The organism is Pseudomonas sp. MH9.2 (assembly GCF_034353875.1).
In the GTDB taxonomy this organism is placed as follows: Bacteria; Pseudomonadota; Gammaproteobacteria; order Pseudomonadales; family Pseudomonadaceae; genus Aquipseudomonas.
Genome location: NZ_CP133784.1, coordinates 2,536,855 through 2,555,167 on the forward strand (window position 1 = coordinate 2,536,855; position 18,313 = coordinate 2,555,167).

The window sequence follows — 18,313 nt, forward strand, 5'->3', positions numbered from 1 at the left end:
AGTTCAATCAATGTCTAGCCATCAACCGTTAAACCCGCTGTCGCTTGGTACCGATTACGAGCAGCTCGCTGCGCGCTTCAGGCCGATTTTCGCGCGTATTGCCGAAGGCGCGGTGGAGCGTGAACGCAACCGAGTGCTGCCCTTCGAGCAGATAAAATGGCTGAAAGAGGCCGGTTTCGGCGCTGTGCGCATCCCGGTTGAACACGGCGGAGCCGGTGCCTCGCTGCCACAACTGGTCCAGTTGCTGATCGAGCTGGCCGAGGCCGACTCCAATCTGCCGCAGGCGCTGCGTGGTCACCTGGCCTTTGTCGAGGACCGTCTTAACGCCCACGCCACAAGCGCCCAGGACGTCTGGTTCAAACGCTTCGTCGCCGGTGAACTGGTCGGCAACGCCTGGACCGAGGTGGGCGGCGTGAGGATCGGCCAGGTCATCACCCGCGTCAGCCGTCAGGGCGAGCAGTGGGTCGTGAATGGCACCAAGTACTACAGCACCGGCAGTCTCTTCGCCGACTGGATCGACCTGTATGCCCAGCGCGATGACAACGGTGCCGATGTGATCGCTGCTGTCAGGGTCCAGCAACCGGGCGTCCGTCAGAGCGACGACTGGGACGGCTTCGGTCAGCGCACCACCGGCAGCGGAACGTCGGTATTCGAGAACGCCGTGGTCGAAGAAGAGAACATCATCGACTTCTCCACCCGCTTCAAATACCAGACAGCCTTCTATCAACTGACGCTGCTGGCCGTGCTGGTGGGTTCCGGTCGCGCTGCCGTGCGCGACATCGCCGAGGAAGTGCGCACGCGTACGCGCATCTTCAGCACGGGCAACGCGTCGTCCGCCAGCGCAGATGCTCAGGTCCAACAAGTCGTGGGCAAGGCGTCGGCCCAGGTCTACGCCGCCGAAGCAGCTGCAATCCGGGCCGCGCACGCCTCGCAGCGGGCCTACGTCACCCGCTATGGCAAGGACGAGCAAGCGGAACGCGATGCCAACATCGCCGCAGAGCTGGAGTCTGCCCAGGCGCAGGTGGCGATCGCCGAGCTGGTGCTGCGCGCCACCAGCGACCTGTTCAATGCACTGGGCGCATCGGCCACCAGCACCACCAAGCAACTCGACCGGCACTGGCGCAATGCCCGCACAACGGCGTCGCACAATCCGCTGATCTACAAGGAGCGCATCATCGGCGACTGGGAGATCAACGGCACCGAGCCGCCTTATGTCTGGCAGATCGGAGGGGGCAGCAAACAGACTGCCTGATAAACCGGGTATCGCCCACTGACTACAAAGGCCAGCGCTTGCGCTGGCCTTTGTCTATTCCGCGCAGCAGAAAACGACTGTCTGGCCAGCAACAGAACTTCATCAGCACTGTCACTCGACAGACACTTTCGCGCAATCATATAGAAATAAACTCGTTTAAAAACAATAACTTAATATCTGGCATAAAGCCTGCAGAAGGTCTTGTGCTGCCCTGCATACCGGATGTACGGACGTGGTGGAGCAAACCCTATCGGCGTTTAAAACGCTGTCCGTTACACCTGGAATCAAGGAAGTGCTTTATGCAGTATCGCTGGCTAAAACGTACAACCCTCGGGGCCCTGCTATGTGTCGCGGCGCCACTGGTCTACGCAGAAAGCCCGTGGCAAGTGCGCGTAGGTATCAGCGACATCGTGCCTACCTCCGACCCCGGCAACATCACGCCCGGGACCATAGACATCAATAGTTCTATCGGTCCCACCTTCAACATCGCCTACTTCATCACCCCTAACTGGGCCATCGATGTACTGGGCGGCCTGCCGTTCAAACACGACATCAAGCTCAACGGAGAGAAGGTTGGCAGCACCCGCCACTTGCCGCCGATTGTTTCGCTGCAGTACCACTTCTTGCCCGGCGCCAAAGTACAGCCCTTCGTAGGCGTAGGCATCAATTACACCTACTTCTTCGACGAGCATCTGGACAACGGCGCCAAACTTGAACTCTCCGACTCATGGGGTGCGGCCTTTCAGGCCGGTGTGGATGTGGCCATCGACGAGCACTGGAGTCTGGGCGCTGACGTGCGCTACGCGAAGATCAACAGCGACGTAAAAATCGCTGGCACCAAGGTCGGCAGTGTCGACGTCGACCCCACCATCTACAGCCTTAACCTCGGCTACCGCTTCTAAAGGAAATCATCATGAGCTCATTACCTAAAGTCGATACTGCCAGCCCGAGCGATCCGTACCTGCAGATCCAATCCAAAACACCCGCCACTCGCCTGGAAAGCGAGGCCCAGGCCATCAATGCCGCCAAGCGCCTAGCCAGCCAGTTCGCTCAGGAAACCATCCAGCGCGACCGCGAACGCCGACTGCCATTCGCCGAGCTGGACGCTTATTCGCAAAGCGGCCTGTGGAGCATCGTCGTGCCCAAACAGTTCGGCGGTTTAGGGGCCAGTTACCGTACCGTGGCCAAAGTCTTCAAATTGATCGCGGCCGCCGACGCCTCGCTAGGCCAATTGCCACAGAACCATTTCGTCATTCTCGTCCACATCGCGCTGGACGGTACTGAGGAGCAGAAGCGCTTTTTCTTCGACCTCGCGCTGTCCGGCACTCGTTTCGGCAATGCCTTCTCCGAACGTGGCGGGCGCAACGTTGCAGAGTTCCAGACCAAAATCAGCGCAGAGGGCGACGACTTTATCGTCGAAGGGCAGAAGTTTTTCTCCACCGGCGCCTTGCTGGCGCACTGGATTCCTATCGTCGCGGTCAATGATGAAGGCTTGCCGCATCTGGCCATCGTCCCGCGCGATACCTCGGGGCTCAAGGTGGTCAACGACTGGTCCAGCTTCGGCCTGCGGACCACCGCAAGTGGCACGGTGTTGATCGACAAGGTCCGCGTGCCGGCCAGTCATGTGATCCCGATCTGGCGCGCATTTGCCAACCCTACAGCTGCCGGGCCGATCTCCCAGTTTCTCCAGGCAGCCATCGACGCCGGTCTGGCCCGTAGCGCGCTGGAAGACACCCTGAAATATGTGCGCAGTTTCACTCGCCCCTGGATCGATTCAGGTCAGGAAAAGGCCACTGAAGACCCGTATATCCTGCAACAAATCGGCGACATCCAGGTGCGCCTGCGCGCCGCGGAAGCGGTCCTTGATCTGGCTGCCGACGCCATTGACCATGCCTTGCTCGATCCGAGCGAAGACAGCGTCGCAGTGGCCTCGATCCGCACCGCAGAAGCCAAGATACTCACCACCGAGGCCGCCATCCTGGCCAGCAACAAGTTATTTGAGCTGGCGGGCACCCGCGCCACGCTGGAGGAATACGGCCTCGACCGCCACTGGCGAAACGCACGCACCCATACCCTGCACGACCCCGTGCGCTGGAAATTCCACGCCATCGGCAACTATGTCCTGAACGAGATCAAGCCGCCGCGTCATCCCTGGCTGTAAGCCTTACACCTCGTCGGCACAGTCGCACTGGCGAGGTGTATCCCCCACGAAAAGGCCTCCCCGAGCAGACAAAGCGCGTCCCTTTGGCGTAGCGTTATGGCCTCTGAGCAGCGTCCTTGATTTGCCCCGAAGCCGTTGCTCTGCTAGTGTCGCGCCGGTTTAACGTCTACCGAGATAGCCGCCATGGCCCGCAAGAAAGCTGCACCGGATTTCGAACAGTCCCTCGCTGATCTGCAAACGCTGGTTGAGCGCCTGGAGAACGGCGAGCTGTCGTTGGAGGATTCGTTGACCGCCTTCGAACAAGGTATCCGCCTGACCCGCGACTGCCAGGGCGCCTTGGCGCAGGCCGAGCAGAAGGTGCAGGTATTGCTCGAACGCGACGGCGAACTGACTGAAGAGCCCTTCGACGAGGATCAGCCAGAATGATTTCCACCTATCAGGCCCGCAGTCAGGCCCGCGTCAATGCGGCGCTGGATGGCCTGTTCCAGGCACCAAGCCCCGAACTGACCCGACTGTATGCTGCCATGCGCTACAGCGTGATGAACGGCGGCAAGCGTGTCCGGCCGCTGCTCGCTTATGCTGCCTGCGAAGCCTTGGGCGCCAACCCGGAGCTTGCCAACGGCGCGGCCTGCGCGGTGGAACTGATCCACGCTTACTCGCTGGTGCATGACGATTTACCGGCGATGGACGACGACGATCTGCGTCGCGGCCAACCCACTACCCATAAAGCCTTCGATGAAGCCTGCGCGATTCTTGCCGGTGACGGTCTGCAAAGCCTGGCATTCAGCGCATTACTCGACTCCGCGTTGTCGCCGCAAGATACCGAAACCCGCTTGAACATGGTCAGCACCCTGGCCCTGGCCGCAGGCCCGGCGGGCATGGTCGGTGGTCAGGCCATTGATTTGGGCTCCGTGGGCCTCAAGCTCGATCAGGCCGCCCTGGCCTTCATGCACCGGCATAAAACCGGTGCCTTGATCGAAGCCAGTGTAAAGCTCGGCGCTCTGGCCAGTGGCCGCGCCGAGAAAGCCGACCTCAAAGCCCTGCAAATTTATGCACAGGCCATTGGTCTGGCCTTTCAGGTGCAGGACGACATTCTCGACGTCGAAAGCGATACCGCCACCCTCGGTAAACGCCAGGGCGCCGATATTGCCCGCGACAAACCGACCTATCCGTCTCTGTTGGGCCTGGAAGCTGCCAAAGGCTACGCTCTGGAGCTACGTGATCAGGCGCTGCAGGCCCTGCGACCTTTCGACGCGTCGGCGGAGCCCTTGCGCGAACTTGCCCGCTATATCGTTGAGCGCCGTAGCTGAAATACACCGCAACAACAAGCTCACAGACAACCGTCAGATCTGAAAATCCACGAAATTAAAGCCACTGTCTGATCATCCTCTGCCGTGCTTCGTGGGCAGCTTGCGCTGCATCAGGTAAACTGCCGCCTCTTTTACTTATAACGATTCGCCTGATGCCCACGACGTTCAAAGAGATTCCCCGCGAGCGCCCCACTACGCCCCTGCTCGACCGCGCGGCAACGCCGGACGGCTTGCGTCGGTTGGGTGAGGCTGAGTTGGAAACCCTGGCTGATGAACTGCGCCAGGAGTTGCTCTACACCGTCGGCCAGACCGGCGGGCATTTTGGTGCCGGCCTGGGTGTCATCGAGCTGACTATCGCGCTGCACTACGTCTTCGATACCCCGGACGACCGCCTGGTCTGGGACGTGGGCCATCAGGCCTACCCACACAAAATTCTCACGGGCCGTCGGCACCGGATGGGCAGCCTGCGTCAGAAGGACGGCATCGCAGCCTTCCCGCGTCGCAGCGAGAGCGAGTACGACACCTTTGGTGTTGGCCACTCCAGCACGTCCATCAGCGCAGCGCTGGGCATGGCCCTGGCTTCCCGCCTGCAAGGCAGTTCGCGCAAGTCCATCGCCGTGATCGGTGACGGCGCCCTGACAGCCGGTATGGCCTTCGAGGCGCTGAACCATGCGCCGGAAGTGGCCGCCGACATGCTGGTGATCCTCAACGACAACGACATGTCGATCTCGCGCAACGTCGGCGGGCTGTCGAATTACCTGGCGAAAATCCTCTCGAGCCGCACTTACGCAAGCATGCGTGAAGGCAGCAAAAAAGTGCTGTCGCGCTTGCCTGGCGCGTGGGAAATCGCCCGTCGTACCGAAGAATATGCCAAAGGCATGCTGGTCCCCGGCACCTTGTTCGAAGAGCTAGGCTGGAACTACATCGGCCCGATCGACGGCCATGACCTGCCGACGCTGATCGCGACGCTGCGCAACATGCGTGACCTCAAAGGCCCACAGTTCCTGCACGTGGTCACCAAAAAAGGCAAAGGTTTCGCCCCGGCGGAAGCGGACCCGATTGGCTACCACGCGATTACCAAGCTCGAGCCTCTGGACGCCCCGGCCGTTGCACCGAAAAAAGCCAGCGGGCCGAAGTATTCCGGTGTGTTTGGCCAATGGCTGTGCGACATGGCCCAGGCCGACCCACGCCTGGTCGGCATAACGCCCGCCATGAAAGAAGGCTCGGACCTGGTCGAGTTCAGCGAACGCTACCCGGCGCGCTACTTCGACGTCGCCATCGCCGAGCAGCATGCGGTCACGCTGGCGGCGGGCATGGCCTGCGAAGGCGCCAAGCCGGTGGTGGCGATCTACTCCACCTTCCTGCAACGCGGCTACGACCAGTTGATCCATGACGTGGCCGTGCAGAACCTCGACGTGCTGTTCGCCATCGACCGCGCAGGTCTGGTGGGTGAAGACGGTCCGACCCACGCTGGCAGCTTCGATCTGTCTTACCTGCGCTGCATTCCCGGCATGCTGGTCATGACCCCCAGCGACGAGAATGAACTGCGCAAAATGCTCAGCACCGGTTTCCTGCATTCAGGCCCGGCGGCGGTGCGTTACCCACGCGGCACCGGCCCGAATGCGCTGATCGACAGCAGCCTTGAACCGCTGAAAATCGGCAAAGGCGTGGTGCGTCGCATCGGTCAGAACGTCGCGATACTGGTGTTTGGCGTGCAACTGGCCGAAGCCCTCAAGGTCGCCGAAACGCTGGATGCCACCGTCGTCGACATGCGTTTCGTCAAACCACTGGATGAAGCGCTGGTTCGAGAGATGGCGGCCAGTCATACCTTGCTGGTAACGATCGAAGAGAACGCGATCATGGGTGGCGCGGGCGCTGCGGTCAGCGAGTTTCTCGCCCGCGAAAACATCCTCAAGTCGGTGCTGCACCTGGGCTTGCCGGACAGCTACGTCGAGCACGCCAAGCCTGCGCAAATGCTGGCTGAATGCGGGCTGGATGCGCCGGGTATCGAAGCATCGATCCAACAGCGTCTGCACCTGATCGAACAGGCTTCACGCTAAGCCTGCCCCTCTGAAACGACGCACACTCGTTAACCCGGGTCGTGCGTCGGCTTTGCATTATGCGACCTTTATGACTCTGCGCCGCCTTGCCCTGACCCTTTCGTTATTCCCCGCCACGCATGCGCTGGCCGAGACCCTTGAACGCGATGCCGCGCTGAAACTGCCGGACATGCTGATCAGCGCCAACCGCCAGGTTGAAGAGCGCAGTACCAGCAGCGCCGCGAGCAGCGTATTCACCCGCGAAGACATCGAGCGCCTGCAACCCAGCAGCGTCAACGACCTGCTCAGCCGCGTGCCCGGCGTGCAAGTCGCACCGAGCGGCGGTCGCGGCAGCCTCCCGGGGATTTTCATTCGCGGGACCAAGTCGGCGCAGAGCCTGGTACTGGTCGACGGACAACGCATCGCCAATGCCACCTCGGCTGACAGCAATCTGCAGTTTCTCAGCGTCGATCAGATCGAGCGGGTGGAAGTGCTGCGCGGCTCACGCTCGGTGATCTACGGCGCAGACGCGATTGGCGGGGTGATTCAGATCTTTACCCGGCGTGGCGCCGAGCAGGGACTTAAGCCACGGTTAAAGGTGGGTTACGGCAGCAATAATAGCTGGCAGCACAGCATGGGACTGTCCGGGGGCGATCAGCAGACGCATTTCAACCTTGGCGTCAGCCTTGATGAAACCGCCGGGTTCAACCGGTCCCAGCGGTCTTTCGCCAGCGACGGCGATGACGATGCCTATCGCAACAAATCGCTGAACCTGAACCTCAGCCATCAGCTCGGCGACGACATCGAGATCGGCCTGAACCTGCTGGATAACCGCGGCAAGACCGAGTTCGATAACAGCTTCGGCCGCTATGATCCCGCCACGCAGAGCAGCGTCGGGCAAAAGCCCTACAGCAAGTTCGACCTGAGCAGCGTCAGTACCTATTTCGACGTGCGACTCACCGAGCGCTGGAAATCCCGCCTGGAGCTGGGCCACAGCGAAAACCGCGACACGTCCCTCGACACGCTCAGCGACGACCGCAGCGTCTTCAATACCTACAGGGACTCGGCCAACTGGCAGAACACCCTGACGCTCAATGATCGGCACAGCCTGATACTGGGCACCGATTGGTACGAAGATCGGGTCAACAGCAGCACGGTATTCGATGAAGACAGCCGCTGGAATCGTGCCGCGTTTATCCAGCATCGCTATCAGAGCGAACATTTTTCAACGGAGCTTGGGCTCCGTCATGATCAGAACCAGCAGTTCGGCGGACAGAACACCTGGAGCGGCACGCTGACGGTGCCGATTAATCCCGACAACGATGTGCTGCTTTCGTACAGCGAAGGGTTTCGTGCACCGACCTTTAACGACCTGTACTACCCCGACTTCAGCAATCCCAACCTGAAGCCCGAGCATTCAAAAAGCTACGAACTGCAATGGCGCAGCCGCCTGACCGAGGCCAGTCGCCTGGAAGCATCGCTGTACCGCACCGACTTGCAGGACGAAATTGAGCTGGACAGCAACTACCGCCCGCAAAACCTCGCCTCGGCACGAATCAACGGCTTCGAAGCCGCGCTGCATCAAGAGCTGTTCGGCTGGCAAAGCAGCTTGGGGCTGGCGATTATCGACCCGCGCAACCGTGACACCGGCCATACCCTGAGCCGCCGTGCCCGACGCACGTTCAGCCTGGATATGGATCGTCAATTCGACCGGCTGGGCCTGGGCGCCACCTGGCAAGCCATCAGCCACAGCTACAACGACGAGAACAACCTGCAGCCCATCGGCGGTTACGCCCTGTTCGGCTTGCGCAGCAGTTGGGCGGCGAGTAATGAAGTCAAACTGGAACTGAAACTCGATAACGCTCTGGACAGACGCTACAGTCGAACGCTCTACAGCTTCGAAGGCAACAACTACGGCTATCGCGAAGAAGGCCGCACCTGGATGCTGAGTTTGACCTGGACACCGGAGTTGTAGCCACCACTCAGCGCCCAGCCGACTTGCCCTGAAAGTCTGGAGGCGCAATGAAACCAAAACCAACATAAGCCTGATGTTGTTCCGTGGCTCCCTCCTCCTTCTCTATATTCGGAAGCCTCCTACAACCGACTTGCCCCCCTTGGCAATAGACTGTCCAGCCAGCGAAGAAAAGGACTTACGCGTATGGCTAATCACGGTTACATGACCCTGGCAGGCGAGACTCAAGGGCTGATTTCAGCGGGCTGCTCAACTCAGGATTCCATGGGCAACAAATATCAGTCAGACCATACCGATGAAATAATGGTGCTGTCTTGCAACCACACCTTGGCCGGGACCAGCGGTTATAGCTTTTGGGGTAAAGAGGGATGAACCCCAACCGTTATGACCTCTGGGATGTCCACCAAGCTGCGGGCCAAGTGCTGGCGCAAGCCCATAGCCTCAGTGCTCGCCACCTTAGCCACGGCATGCCGCGTGTGCACTTCAATCGGGAAGTGGCCTATTACGCAAAGCGCATTGTCGATGATGTCGAGCTCGGCCATAAAACCCCCGAACAAGGCATACAGGCACTGCTGCAAGAACGGAACGACCTGTTAAACCAGGCACAGGCCGTGGTACGCAACGGCCACGTTGCAATAAGCGATGCGGTCAAGCGCATCCCGGCATACAGACTCACCCAACCCGTATTACAACCCGACCCCGAGCGCTTATTGCGCTTTGTCCATGCTCAACACCTCAACACGCCTGATGAGAAGGCTCAGCGCACAACACAAGCGGCAGCCCCGCCACCTCCCGTCGAAACGTATAAGTTTTTCCCCCGAGAACAATGGCCAGAGCCCATCGAGCTACACGACCCAGGGTTCTACATCGTCCCCAAGAGCACAACGGCGGAACAGCTGGAAGCGCAGCTGTTCACCTCACGCAACCCGGCCGTGATTGCCAAATTCAGGGCCCTTAACCCTGGGTTGGATCAGGTAAAAGCGGGGCAGATGATCGTGCTAAGCGATCCCGAAAATCCACGATGCACCCGCGAAGAAGCGCTGCTGATGGAAACGGCACGCAGGGTGAATCAGGCGTTGGCGGACCTTAGCCCGGAAGAAGCGGATTTCATGGCCCGCCACCGTGACGAAATCGAATCCTTCCTCACGCATGGCGCCACTGCGGTCGGCGTAGGAACGGCGGTTTTCGCCAAGAATCTGGACGAAGTGAAACTTCTGCTGAAAAAGATAGAAGCCTTGCATACGCGCACCTTTGAGCAGCATGGACACCTGCGTTCACCCGAGTTTTTTGCCAAGCGCAAGGAGCTGTTTGCTCAGCTCAATACCCAACTCACCTCGCTGACCAAGAAAAGCATCGGCTTCCCCGACCACCCGAAGCTGAAAACTGCTCTGGGTATTTCCAGCCGCAGCCTGGTGCATCGCGCAGGAAGAGCGGGCGGGTTCGGCCAGAACCCCGGCTATGCCACTCGCATTACCGCCGTGGCCAAGGCCTCCAAGTACGTCCAATACGGAGGCTGGGTCGGCACCGCTGTCGGCGGTGGCGCCTCGTACATGAAGGTTCAAGACGTGTGTAGAGCGGGTGATGCCGAGGCTTGTGAAAAGGTGAAATACACCGAAGGTGGGGGCTTTGCAGGTGGGGTCGCGGGTGGTGTTGCCGCTGGTGCGGCTTTAGGCGCTGTTGGGACTGGCGCTATCTGCGCCGCTATCGGGCCGCCCACTGCCGGGGTAGGAACTCTTATGTGTGGCCTTGTGGTCGTCGTAGGAGTCGGCGGAGTTTCTTTTGCAGCAGGTGCTCTTGGAGGGAAGGGCGGTGACGCAATAGGTGAAGTAATCTACGAGGCCACCAAATGAGCGTGAGTACCGCTGACAAAATTTTCCTCTGCGTCGGTTTAATCGATTTTGGAGGGCTTTTCATTTGGATTGGTATAGCGCTGCATCTGGCCTACACCAGGATGGACCTGATGTTGGTTCACCTGAAAAACTGCCCCGCGGTTATGATTCGCGTGTTTTTAATAGATACGGGCCCTTGGGGGCGCCTGCATGTATTTGGGTTAATAATGGGGCTGATGGTCGTGCCTAGTGTTTTTCTCCGCAATGGAGCGGCAAGCGCCGAGGACCTAAAAAATTTCCCGGCTGCCTTAAAACACAAACTGGTTGTTATGCAGTGGGTCAGTTGGGCGCTCCTATTGGTAATGTGTGGACTTGGGGTATACGCCATGTTCGGTCGTGGCTAGTGCTTCAGTCCTTACATACAAGCACCTTTGAGAAGCATGGACATCTGCGTTCACCCGAGTTTTTTGCCAAGCGCAAGGAGCTGTTTGCTCCGCTCAATACCCAACTCACCTCGCTGACCAAAAAAAGCATCGGCTTCCCCGACCACCCGAAGCTAAAAACTGCCTTGGGTATTTCCAGCCGCAGCCTGGTAAATCGCGCGGGGCGAGCGGGCGGATTCGGCCAGAATCCCGGCTACGCCACCCGCATAGGCGCCGTCGCCAAGGCTTCCCAGTACGTCAAATACGGTGGCTGGGTCGGCACCGCCGTCGGCGGCGGCGCCTCGTACATGAAAGTTCAAGACGTGTGCACGGCGGGCAATACCGAGGCCTGCGAAAAAGTGAAATACACCGAAGGCGGAGGTTTTATCGGCGGGGTTACAGGGGGTGCTGCCGTTGGTGCGTATTTAGGCGCTGCTGGGACTGGCGCTATCTGTGTTGCTCTCGGGGTGCCCACTGCTTGGGTAGGAACGCTTGTATGCGGCATTGTGGTAATCGGAGGAGGCTCTTTCGCAGCGGGTGCTATCGGAGGGATGGGAGGTGAACTAATAGGAGAAGCAATTTACGAGGTCATTCAATGAGCGTAAGTACTGCTGACAAAATCTTCCTCCGTGTCGGTTTAATCGATTTTGGAGGGGCTAGCGCGGAGGATCTAAAGAACTGTCCTACCGACCTTAAACGCAAACTGATCATTTTGCATCGGACCGGCTGGGGACTGCTATTGGTGATGTGTGGGCTCGCAGCGGTAGCCAAATCTGGTCTTGTTTAACACTTCGGGTACATGGCTGTTTACCGGCGCTGGGTTCGTTCAACCGAGTCGAGATTGCGGCACTGGTTGGGAACAATGATTGCGGCACAAAAACGGGACGGGATCTCCTGCGGGGATCAGCGCTTGGTTCCGTTGGTGTAGAGCGCCATGCTTTCGCAAAGCTTTTCGATGGCATCGAGCATCTGCCCGCTGGGTCGCTCCAGGCCGTTGTCCGGAATCTGTAACAGTTGCCCATGAGCAACGGCTGCGATCTGCGGCCACACGCGCCAGGCATCGAGCTGTGCGGTGCTGCTTGCCAGGATGACATCGGGATTGCGTTGCAACACCGACTCCAGGCTGATCTGCGGTGCCGCCAGCGGCAGGTCGGCGAACACGTTTTCACCCCCGCACACCTTCAGCGCATCGCTGATGATCTGCCCGCCGCCAACGGTGTACAGCGGGCGATCCCACACTTGGTAGAACACCCGCAACGGCACCTCTCGTCGGTAACGCTGACGCAGTGCGTTCAACCGGGTGCTGAACACCTGAGCCATTCGTTGTCCGGCTTCCGCGCGCCCCAACTGCGCCGCGACGTGCTCAAACTGAGCCGCCAACTGGTCGAGACTTTGCGGTTCGACGGTATAGGTCGGGATACCCAGGTGCGTTAATTGCGTGCGCTGGGCAACCCCGACACTGCCGGGCCAGAGCAACAACAAATCAGGCTTGAGGCTGAGCAGACGCTCCATTTCCAACTGGCCGTAGCGACCGACTGATGGCAGCCCGGCCACCTCGGGCGGACGTTCGCCGCCATCGAGCACGCCGACCAGCAGGTCGCTTGCGCCCAGTTCGACAACGATTTCAGTGAGTGATGGTGCGAGGCTGACCACACGTTCGACAGCCTGTGCCGGACTGACGAACGCCAGCAGCAGGCAAGCGAAGAGCCGGTTCATCAGCCCAATTGGCGGGGGATGCGATAGAGGTACAGCAGCACCACGCTGGAAAACGCCAGCAGGAACAACGGCACCGCCTCCAGCCCGACGAATACTGCCAAGGCGGAGATCCATGCCGGCAGGCCGGCAGCAAGAAATGCGGTGCGACGACGGGCGGCGAGTTCGATCCAGGCAGCAGGTTCTTCAGGGCTATTCAGGGATTTTTCTGTGGCGATCAAGGCGCGTTTGTAGGCGCCAAAGAAGCGCAAACTGACAAACATCGATGCGATGCCGGCAATAAAAATCGGCATTGCCAACACCGGAATAATGGCTTCGTTGCGGCCGAAAAACCCGTTGACCACCACCAGCGGCGCCAGCGTCAGGAACAGTTGCCACCACCAGGCCAGTGCCAGGCGACGACGCACATTACTGCGCGTCACGCGCGATCTGCCTCGTCCAGATGCTCGTTGCCCATCATGTGGCCGAGCTTGCCGGCCTTGGTCGCCAGGTAGACTTTGTTGTGCGGGTTATGCCCGGTGTGCAGCGGCACGCGCTCGGCAACGGTAATCCCCATGTCGGTCAAGGCTTTGACCTTACGCGGGTTGTTCGTCATCAAGCGCAGGGATTTGACACCCATGTGTTCGAGCATCGGCAGGCAGATCGCGTAATCACGCTGATCGGCGGCGAAGCCCAGACGTTCGTTGGCTTCAACGGTGTCGGCGCCGCCGTCCTGCAACTCATAGGCGCGGATTTTGTTCAGCAAACCAATGCCGCGGCCTTCCTGTCGCAGATACAGCAACACGCCGCGACCTTCAGCAGCAATGGCACGCAACGCAGCTTCCAGTTGCGAGCCGCAGTCGCAGCGCTGACTGAACAGGGCATCACCGGTCAGGCACTCGGAATGCAATCGGCCCAGCACTGGCTCGCCATCAGCCACATCACCGAGGCTGAGTACGAGGTGCTCACGCCCGGTTGCCTGCTCGAGAAAACCGTGCATGGTAAATTGCGCAAAAGGGGTGGGTAGCTTGGAAGCGGCAACAAAGACGACGGGCACCGTTGTGCTCCTGATCATATTGAGGACTGGAGATTCGCAGAGACAGCATTGTAACAGCAGCGTCTGACACACGCTTAGGCTGAATTATCACCTATCAAGATCGATAGACTCGATCAGTCATTCGCAGACGCCTGAGACGTTTAAGCGAATGCCCACATGAGCGCCTGCATCCCCAGCCAGGCAAAAACGCCGGCCAGCACATCGTCGAGCATGATTCCCACGCCGCCGTGTACGTTTTGATCGATCCAGCGAATCGGCCACGGCTTGAGAATGTCGAAGAAGCGGAACATCAAAAACCCCGCCAACAACCAGTACCATCCTTCCGGTACCAGCCAAAGGGTTATCCACATTCCGACCATTTCGTCCCAGACGATGCCTTCGTGGTCGTGCACACGCAGGTCATCGGCGACCTTGCCGCACAGCCAGAAGCCGAACAGCATGGTGATGCCCAGCATCAGCCAATAGCCCCAATCGGGCAGCATTTGCCACAGAGGAATGAACGGCAGGGCGACCAGGGAGCCCCAGGTACCTGGCGCCTTGGGCAGCGTACCGGAGCCGAAACCGAACGCCAGAAAATGCCAGGGATTGGTCCACACCGAGGGTGGAACCTGATCCGCAGGGACCTGCTTTGGATGATCTGTCACGGAGTCTCCCGAAAATGTTGATAGCCCCGTGTCGACGGAGTGACGTCCTGCCCAGCGCCATCGATCAAGGCCACACCCTGCCCCGCCACAACCCGACCGACCACATGCACCGAAAATCCGGCGGCGAGCAGCCCGGCCAGTTGCGACGCTGGCAGCGTAAACGCCAGGACATAATCATCGCCCCCGCTAAGCGCCGCGTTCCGAGCTGCTTCCAGCCCAAGAAACGTTGTGAGGGGGGCTGACAGAGGCAACGCATCGCGCTCGACCACCACACGCACGCCGGAGGCCAAGGCAATATGCCCACAATCGGCCAATAGCCCATCGGAGATATCCAGCGCCGCCGTGGCCTTGCCGCGCAAGGCCAGACCCAGCGCCAACTGTGGCTGCGGCGACCAGTATTGCGCCAGCAACGCGTGAGCGATAGAGGCCTCGGCACTGCGCTGGTTCAACACCAATGGCAACGCTCCCGCCGCATCGCCCAGTGGACCACCGACACACAGTAGATCACCCGGTCGAGCGCCACTGCGGGTCAGCGCCTGACCCGCAGGAACGCGTCCAAACACGGTCATGGTCAGGCTCAATGGCCCACGGGTGGTGTCGCCACCCACCAGGCTCAGCGAGCAGCTCTGCGCCATCAGGTTCAGACCGTGCGCAAAGGCTTGCAGCCAGTCAGGATCGACGTCGGGCAGTGTCAGGGCGAGGGTGAATGCCAGTGGGGTTGCGCCCATGGCGGCCAGATCGCTGGCAGCCACCGCGAGGGCACGTTGACCTAGCAGGAAGGGATCGCAGGCCTCGGGGAAGTGCACCCCGACAACCAGGGTGTCGGTAGAAATCGCTAGCTGTTCGCCGGGCGGCACCGCCAGCAAGGCGCAGTCGTCGCCGATCCCCAATACGACTCCCTCACCCGTCTGCGCACACGGCGCAGCGGCGAAAAAATTGCGGATCAGCTCGAACTCACCCATAGGATGCAGGCGCCGGGGATCTGGAATAGAAAGGTACCAAGCAAGGCTCAGGCACTTCTCATCCAGAGCCTCTTAGCGCTTGTAAGCCTTCACTTCGGCTTCGCGCAAGCGAGGAGCCAGTTTGTCCAGAACGCCATTGACGAATTTGTGGCCGTCAGTGGAGCCGTAGACTTTCGCCAGCTCGATGCCTTCGTTGATCACAACGCGATACGGCACGTCGACACGCTTGAGCAGCTCGTAGGTGGACAGACGCAATATCGCCAGTTCAACCGGGTCAAGCTCTTCGAGGGTGATGTCCAGGCAAGGCACGAGAGCCGTATCGATCTCGGTCTTGTTGGACGGTACACCGTGCAGCAATTCACTGAAATACGTGGCATCGACATTAGTGAAATCGTTATCGACGCGAAACTGCGCCTCGATTTCATTGATCGAATGACCAGCCATGTGCCACTGATACAACGCCTGAGTCGCAAGCTGACGCGCTTCGCGACGCTTGGCGCTTTTGCTCTTGGCGACTGCAGGATCTTTTTCGTCGCGCGGGTTGAACTGGTCGCTTTCGTCGGAAATCATTTGGCCTCCAGCTGAGAAAGCAGGCTGACCATTTCGATAGCACACAGTGCAGCTTCGGCGCCTTTGTTACCGGCCTTGGTGCCGGAACGCTCGATGGCTTGCTCGATGGTGTCAACCGTCAACACGCCGAAAGATACCGGCACGCCAAACTCCATGGAAACCTGAGACAGGCCTTTGACGCATTCGCCTGCCACGTATTCGAAGTGCGGCGTACCGCCACGGATCACAGCGCCCAGGGCGATGATCGCGACGTATTCGCTGCGCTGAGCAACTTTTTGCACTACCAGCGGAATTTCGAAGGCACCCGGCGCGCGGATGATGGTGATGTCGCTTTCGCTCACGCCATGGCGAACCAGTGCATCAACGGCACCGCTCACCAGGCTTTCGACGACGAAGCTGTTGAAACGGCCAACCACCAGGGCGTAGCGGCCTTGGGGAGCGATGAAGGTACCTTCGATGGTCTTCAGGGTCATTCGGGTGAGTCTCGTCTTAAAGAGCAAGCACGCCCAATCGGCGCGCTTTGAGGGATTTTAGGCCACCAATTACAGACTGTCGGACAGAACGAGTGAAAGTCTTTCAGGCTTTCACACAGCGTCCAACCGGTCTTTATTCGGAGGGCACGTATTCTACAACTTCCAGATCGAAACCGGATATCGCATTGAACTTCATTGGCGAACTCATCAGGCGCATTTTACGCACGCCCAGGTCACGAAGAATCTGCGAACCGGCACCGACGATGCTGTACGTGGTCGGGGTTTTCACCGGCACGTTTTCGGCTGTGTCACGAATATGCGCGAGCAAGACGTCACCATTGAGCGGATGACCCAGCAACAGCACCACGCCACTGCCCGCCTCGGCGACCGCGACCATTGCAGCCCGAAGGCTCCAGCGGCCGGGCTGCTTGACCATCAGCAAGTCGCGCAACGGGTCCATGTTGTGCACGCGAACCAGGGTCGGTTCTTCGGCGCAGATGTTGCCCAGGGTCAGCGCCATGTGCACGTCACCTTCGACCGAATCGCGGTAGGTCACCAGATTGAACTGGCCCAATTCGCTGTCCAAAGGCTGCTCGGCAATCCGCTGAACGGTACGTTCGTGGATCATCCGGTAATGAATCAGGTCGGCGATGGTGCCGATCTTGATCCCATGTTCGGCCGCAAAAGTTTCGAGTTCGGCGCGACGGGACATGGTGCCGTCGTCGTTCATCACTTCGCAGATCACGCCGCTCGGTTCGAAACCGGCCATGCGCGCCAGGTCGCAGGCAGCCTCGGTGTGGCCAGCTCGCGAGAGAGTGCCACCGGCCTGAGCCATCAGCGGGAAAATATGACCAGGACTGACGATATCCTCGGCCGTGGCATCTTTCGCGGCAGCAGCCTGCACCGTGCGGGCGCGGTCGGCAGCGGAGATACCCGTGGTAACGCCGGTAGCAGCCTCGATGGAGACCGTGAACTTGGTGCCAAAACCGGAGTTATTACGCGGCGACATCAACGGCAGCTTGAGGAGTTCGCAACGCTCACGGCTCATCGGCATGCAGATCAGGCCACGGGCATGCTTGGCCATGAAGTTGATGTGCTCGGCCTTGCAGCACTCGGCGGCCATGATCAGATCGCCTTCGTTCTCACGGTCTTCGTCATCCATGAGGATGACCATCTTGCCGAGGCGGATGTCTTCAACCAGTTCTTCAATGCTGTTGAGCGCCACAAGGCACCCCCTTTCGGTTCAGGATTTGAGGTAGCCATTGGCGGCTAGAAAGCTTTCGGTGATGCCGCCTGATGAGTCGCTCGGCTCTGCGGCCTTGTCTCCCAGCAACAGACGTTCCAGATAACGCGCCAGCAAGTCCACTTCAAGGTTGACCTTACGACCCGGCCGGTATTCGGCCATGATCGTTTCAGCCAGGGTGTGCGGGACAATCGTCAGTTCAAACTCAGCGCCATTGACCGCATTCACCGTCAGGCTGGTGCCGTCGACGGTGATCGAGCCTTTGTGCGAAATGTACTTGGCCAACTCACGCGGTGCGCGGATACGGAACTGGATAGCGCGCGCATTTTCTTCGCGGGACAGAACTTCACCGACACCGTCGACATGCCCGCTGACCAGGTGACCACCCAGCCGCGTGGTCGGCGTCAGGGCTTTCTCCAGATTGACCGGACTGCCGGTCTTCAGGTCGACGAAAGCGGTGCAATCGAGAGTTTCGCGGCTGACATCGGCCCAGAAGCCGTCACCGGGCAACTCGACGGCGGTCAGGCAGACGCCGTTCACCGCAATACTGTCGCCGAGTTTTACGTCGCTGAGGTCAAGCTTGCCAGTGGCCACATAAACGCGGATATCCCCGCCTTTGGGGGTCAGAGCGCGGATACTGCCGATCGATTCGATAATGCCGGTAAACATGTGGTCCTCCACGAGAAC

General features: G+C 59.7%; 19 protein-coding genes and 1 pseudogene. 11 read left to right on the plus strand and 9 right to left on the minus strand.

Going from position 1 to position 18,313, the window contains the following annotated elements; genetic code table 11:
* The first annotated feature begins 10 nt into the window (after positions 1-10).
* From RHM55_RS11885 to RHM55_RS11935, 11 genes and pseudogenes are all read left to right on the plus strand, one after another.
* Positions 11-1,252, plus strand: a complete 1,242-nt coding sequence (locus RHM55_RS11885; protein WP_322182248.1) for an acyl-CoA dehydrogenase family protein — start codon at positions 11-13, stop codon at positions 1,250-1,252.
* Between the two features lie 299 nt (positions 1,253-1,551).
* Positions 1,552-2,154, plus strand: coding sequence for an OmpW/AlkL family protein (locus RHM55_RS11890; RefSeq protein WP_322182250.1), 603 nt, complete (start codon positions 1,552-1,554; stop codon positions 2,152-2,154).
* Positions 2,155-2,165: 11 nt separating this feature from the next.
* Complete coding sequence (locus tag RHM55_RS11895) at positions 2,166-3,413, plus strand: SfnB family sulfur acquisition oxidoreductase (RefSeq protein WP_322182252.1); 1,248 nt, start codon at positions 2,166-2,168, stop codon at positions 3,411-3,413.
* A gap of 183 nt (positions 3,414-3,596) precedes the next feature.
* Positions 3,597-3,839, plus strand: coding sequence for an exodeoxyribonuclease VII small subunit (locus RHM55_RS11900; RefSeq protein ID WP_322182254.1), 243 nt, complete (start codon positions 3,597-3,599; stop codon positions 3,837-3,839).
* Positions 3,836-4,723 (plus strand): farnesyl diphosphate synthase, encoded by an 888-nt coding sequence (locus tag RHM55_RS11905; RefSeq protein ID WP_322182256.1) that lies wholly within the window; start codon positions 3,836-3,838, stop codon positions 4,721-4,723. Before RHM55_RS11900 ends, RHM55_RS11905 begins: the two co-directional genes overlap by 4 nt.
* A gap of 152 nt (positions 4,724-4,875) precedes the next feature.
* Entirely contained in the window at positions 4,876-6,783 is a 1,908-nt protein-coding gene (gene dxs / locus RHM55_RS11910; RefSeq protein WP_322182258.1) for a 1-deoxy-D-xylulose-5-phosphate synthase, read from the plus strand.
* 70 nt (positions 6,784-6,853) lie between these two features.
* Positions 6,854-8,737, plus strand: coding sequence for a TonB-dependent receptor domain-containing protein (locus RHM55_RS11915; RefSeq protein ID WP_322182260.1), 1,884 nt, complete (start codon positions 6,854-6,856; stop codon positions 8,735-8,737).
* A 183-nt stretch (positions 8,738-8,920) separates the two neighbouring features.
* A pseudogene (gene tssD / locus RHM55_RS11920) lies at positions 8,921-9,064 on the plus strand (type VI secretion system tube protein TssD); the annotation flags it as partial.
* Positions 9,065-9,102: 38 nt separating this feature from the next.
* Positions 9,103-10,584: a hypothetical protein gene (locus tag RHM55_RS11925; protein WP_322182262.1), complete on the plus strand. Its 1,482-nt coding sequence runs from the start codon at positions 9,103-9,105 to the stop codon at positions 10,582-10,584.
* On the plus strand, positions 10,581-10,967 hold the full coding sequence (locus RHM55_RS11930; RefSeq protein ID WP_322182264.1) for a hypothetical protein: 387 nt from the start codon (positions 10,581-10,583) through the stop codon (positions 10,965-10,967). The genes RHM55_RS11925 and RHM55_RS11930 overlap by 4 nt, the downstream gene beginning before the upstream one ends.
* Positions 10,967-11,584 carry a hypothetical protein gene (locus RHM55_RS11935; RefSeq protein WP_322182266.1) on the plus strand — a complete coding sequence of 206 codons (618 nt, stop codon included), beginning with the start codon at positions 10,967-10,969 and terminating at the stop codon, positions 11,582-11,584. Before RHM55_RS11930 ends, RHM55_RS11935 begins: the two co-directional genes overlap by 1 nt.
* Positions 11,585-11,888: 304 nt before the next feature.
* On the opposite strand, the gene RHM55_RS11940 is transcribed toward RHM55_RS11935, so the two are convergent.
* The 9 genes from RHM55_RS11940 to RHM55_RS11980 all read right to left on the minus strand — a co-directional run bounded on the left by RHM55_RS11940 (position 11,889) and on the right by RHM55_RS11980 (position 18,295).
* Positions 11,889-12,701 carry a cobalamin-binding protein gene (locus RHM55_RS11940; RefSeq protein WP_322182268.1) on the minus strand — a complete coding sequence of 271 codons (813 nt, stop codon included), beginning with the start codon at positions 12,699-12,701 and terminating at the stop codon, positions 11,889-11,891.
* Positions 12,701-13,120 carry an MFS transporter gene (locus tag RHM55_RS11945; protein ID WP_322182270.1) on the minus strand — a complete coding sequence of 140 codons (420 nt, stop codon included), beginning with the start codon at positions 13,118-13,120 and terminating at the stop codon, positions 12,701-12,703. Before RHM55_RS11945 ends, RHM55_RS11940 begins: the two co-directional genes overlap by 1 nt.
* On the minus strand, positions 13,117-13,734 hold the full coding sequence (gene ribA, locus RHM55_RS11950) for a GTP cyclohydrolase II (protein ID WP_322182272.1): 618 nt from the start codon (positions 13,732-13,734) through the stop codon (positions 13,117-13,119). The genes RHM55_RS11945 and ribA overlap by 4 nt, the downstream gene beginning before the upstream one ends.
* Before the next feature lie 140 nt (positions 13,735-13,874).
* A complete protein-coding gene (locus RHM55_RS11955) occupies positions 13,875-14,378 on the minus strand; it encodes a phosphatidylglycerophosphatase A (RefSeq protein WP_322182274.1) in 504 nt (167 codons plus the stop codon).
* Complete coding sequence (gene thiL / locus RHM55_RS11960; RefSeq protein WP_322182276.1) at positions 14,375-15,340, minus strand: thiamine-phosphate kinase; 966 nt, start codon at positions 15,338-15,340, stop codon at positions 14,375-14,377. Before thiL ends, RHM55_RS11955 begins: the two co-directional genes overlap by 4 nt.
* A 72-nt stretch (positions 15,341-15,412) precedes the next feature.
* Positions 15,413-15,910: a transcription antitermination factor NusB gene (gene nusB / locus RHM55_RS11965; RefSeq protein ID WP_322182278.1), complete on the minus strand. Its 498-nt coding sequence runs from the start codon at positions 15,908-15,910 to the stop codon at positions 15,413-15,415.
* On the minus strand, positions 15,907-16,383 hold the full coding sequence (gene ribE / locus RHM55_RS11970) for a 6,7-dimethyl-8-ribityllumazine synthase (protein WP_322182280.1): 477 nt from the start codon (positions 16,381-16,383) through the stop codon (positions 15,907-15,909). Before ribE ends, nusB begins: the two co-directional genes overlap by 4 nt.
* Before the next feature lie 133 nt (positions 16,384-16,516).
* Entirely contained in the window at positions 16,517-17,608 is a 1,092-nt protein-coding gene (gene ribBA, locus RHM55_RS11975) for a bifunctional 3,4-dihydroxy-2-butanone-4-phosphate synthase/GTP cyclohydrolase II (RefSeq protein ID WP_322182282.1), read from the minus strand.
* Between the two features lie 18 nt (positions 17,609-17,626).
* Positions 17,627-18,295: a riboflavin synthase gene (locus tag RHM55_RS11980; protein WP_322182284.1), complete on the minus strand. Its 669-nt coding sequence runs from the start codon at positions 18,293-18,295 to the stop codon at positions 17,627-17,629.
* Positions 18,296-18,313 lie beyond the last annotated feature (18 nt).